Annotated in this window: 2 protein-coding genes, 1 pseudogene and 1 riboswitch; of the genes and pseudogenes, 1 reads left to right on the forward strand and 2 read right to left on the reverse strand. The window is 69.5% G+C overall.

Annotation, left to right across the window (positions count from 1 at the left end; all coding sequences use genetic code 11):
• Nucleotides 1–56: 56 nt before the first annotated feature.
• Nucleotides 57–503, forward strand: coding sequence for a thiamine pyrophosphate-dependent enzyme (locus tag H5J26_RS30235; protein WP_328514956.1), 447 nt, complete (start codon nucleotides 57–59; stop codon nucleotides 501–503).
• Between the two features lie 143 nt (nucleotides 504–646).
• Here the strand turns inward: H5J26_RS30235 and H5J26_RS30240 are convergent, their stop codons facing one another.
• Complete coding sequence (locus H5J26_RS30240; RefSeq protein WP_181769147.1) at nucleotides 647–1825, reverse strand: transglycosylase family protein; 1179 nt, start codon at nucleotides 1823–1825, stop codon at nucleotides 647–649.
• A gap of 5 nt (nucleotides 1826–1830) precedes the next feature.
• Nucleotides 1831–2004, reverse strand: a riboswitch (cyclic di-AMP (ydaO/yuaA leader).
• Nucleotides 2005–2234: 230 nt separating this feature from the next.
• Nucleotides 2235–2514: pseudogene (locus tag H5J26_RS30245) on the reverse strand (hypothetical protein); the annotation flags it as partial.

The following is a 2514-nucleotide window of genomic DNA, read 5'->3' on the forward strand; positions in this document are numbered from 1 at the left end:
ACAGGTCGTCCACGTAGGCCTCGCCGACCTCCAGCCGTCCGGACCTGCACGCCCTGGTGCCCGCGAGGCGCCCGATGGGCTTCCTCAGCGCGGCCATGGGTGCACTCGGCTTCGCGCTGCCCGCCGCCATCGGCGTACGGATGGGGGCGCCGGAGCGGCCGGTGGTCGCCGTCGTCGGCGACGGGTCGTCGCTGTACCAGATACAGGCGCTGTGGACCGCCGTGCACTACCGGGTGGGTGTGCTGTTCGTCGTCCTCGCGAACGGGCGGTACGCGATCATGGACCGGCTCGCGGACCGGCACGAGAGCACCGCCCCCTGGCCCGCCTTCGAGGAGATCAGCGTCGCGGGCATGGCGGAGGCCATGGGCTGCGCGGCGCTCCGGGTGAGCGGTCACGGCGAACTCCTGGCGGAGCTGGACGCGCTGCTGCCCGGACTGCACGGGCGCGGCACTCCGCTCGTCCTGGAGGTCGAGGTGGAGGCGGACGAGACGTTCCAGCCGTGAACCCCGAGCCTCACGTGCGGGGGTGAAAAGGCTCAAGGGGTGGCACCTCGAAGGAGGTGCCACCCCTCGTTCACGGGGTTCCGCGGTTTCGCGTCTTCCGGCTGTCCGTCAGCGCGAGCCGGGAGAGCCGATCCGGAGCAGCCTCAGAGGCCGACCCCGTGCTGGCGCAGGTAGCCGAGCGGGTCGACGTCCGAGCCGTAGACCGGGCTGTTGCGCACCTCGAAGTGCAGGTGCGGACCCGTGGAGTTCCCTGTCGAGCCGGAGGCGCCGATCTGGTCGCCCACGGAGACCTGCTGGCCGGGACGAACGGAGAGCGACGAGAGGTGGCCGTACTGGCTGTACTTGCCGTCCTCGTGCTTGAGGACGACCTGGTTGCCGTACGCGCCTCCCCAGCCCGCCTGCACGACGGTGCCCGAGGTGACGGCCTTCACCGAGGTGCCCGAGGGTGCGGAGAAGTCGACACCGGTGTGCTTGCCGCTGGACCAGCTGCCGCCGGAGGCGCCGTACGGCGTGCTGGTGCCGCTGCTCACCGGGGCGGTGAAGTCCCCGGAGGGCTTCGTGGCGCTGGACTTCGTGGCGCTGGACTTCTTCGCGGTGGCGCCCGACTGGGGCTTCGCCGCGGAGGGTTCGGCCTTGGCCTCGCCGCCCTTGAGGGTGAGCTTCTGCCCCGGCAGGATCAGGTCGGGATCGCTGCCGACGGTCTCGCGGTTGGCGTCGTAGAGCTTCTTCCAGCCGCCGTCGACGCCCTCGTCGGTCGCGATGCGGTAGAGGGTGTCGCCGCGGGCGACGGTGTGGAAGCGGGAACCCTGGGGCTCCTTCTTTCCGGCCTCGGGCTTCGCCTCGGCCTTCTTCTCGGGCTTTGCGGGCTGCTTCTCGGCCTTCGCACCCGAGTCGCCCGACGCGCTGTCGGGGGAGATGTCGGGCGAGCCGCTGTTCTGGCTGAGACCGGCCTTCGGACCGCACAGCGGCCATGCCTTCGGGCCCTGCCCCTCCAGCACCTTTTCGGCGACGGCGATCTGCTGGTCCTTGGTGGCCTGGTCCGCACGCGGGGCGTACTTCGTGCCGCCGTAGCTCGACCAGGTGCTCTGCGTGAACTGCAGACCGCCGTAGAAGCCGTTGCCGTTGTTGATGGACCAGTTGCCCGTGGACTCGCACTGGGCGACCTCGTCCCAGGTGCTGACCGAAGCGGCGTGCGCACTTCCCGAGCCGATGAGCGGCAGGGCGATACCGGCTCCGCCGGCGGTGAGCGCGAGCGAGGCGCGTGACACCTTGCGCGAGAGTCTGCGGTTGGACTGACGACGGTGACGACCGCGTCGGGACATAGGGCGGTTCCTCTCCTACGCCTGCGAGGTGAGCTGTCGGATTCGGGCTGGAGTTGCCCGGCCTACGCGAAAGCGAGGGGAGCTCTTCGCGTACGGCTTCACCCCAAGCCGTGCGTGTGACGCACGGCACTTACCTGGTTCCCCCACTCCTGCCGCCTCGGATTTCGTGTTTCCCCCTGGCCGGGCGGCAGGATTCGGCGTCCCCGGCAGTGGACCACCGCACGGGAGACGCGGTGGAGTTCGCACGTTAATCAGAAGGAATTCCCCATCACAAGAAAATCCGCACATCTCCCGGAACGGTAAGGATCACTGGATAGTGCACGTACCGGGGAATGAGCGGCCAAGTTTCCCTGCTGACCTGGGAATTGGGCACCGCAATCCTGGGGTGCGGTTATTCATGTGATATGGCTCACTGGGTGTCCCTGGTGGGAATCACGTGTTTTCCAGGGATTCGATCACCCAGACCGGAGGCGCCCGGCGGCTCCACCCGGTGGTAGCGGCGCTCCGGGCGGCCCGTCGTGCCGTAGCGGAGCGTGACGCGGGCGGTGCCGAGAGAGACGAAGTGCTCCAGGTAGCGCCGGGCGCTCACACGTGACAGCCCGCTGTGCTCGGCGCACTCCGAGGCCGAGAGGCCGGCACCCTCCACGCAGGCGTCGAGCGTGAGGCGCACGAGCTCGCACGTCTGCTCG

This window comes from Streptomyces albidus (ex Kaewkla and Franco 2022) (assembly GCF_013870515.1).
Classification (GTDB): domain Bacteria; phylum Actinomycetota; class Actinomycetes; order Streptomycetales; family Streptomycetaceae; genus Streptomyces; species Streptomyces albidus.

Excerpts from the sequence above, each read along its gene's own strand:
- H5J26_RS30240 (WP_181769147.1), bottom strand. The coding sequence starts at position 1,825 with ATGTCCCGACGCGGTCGTCACCGTCGTCAGTCCAACCGCAGACTCTCG.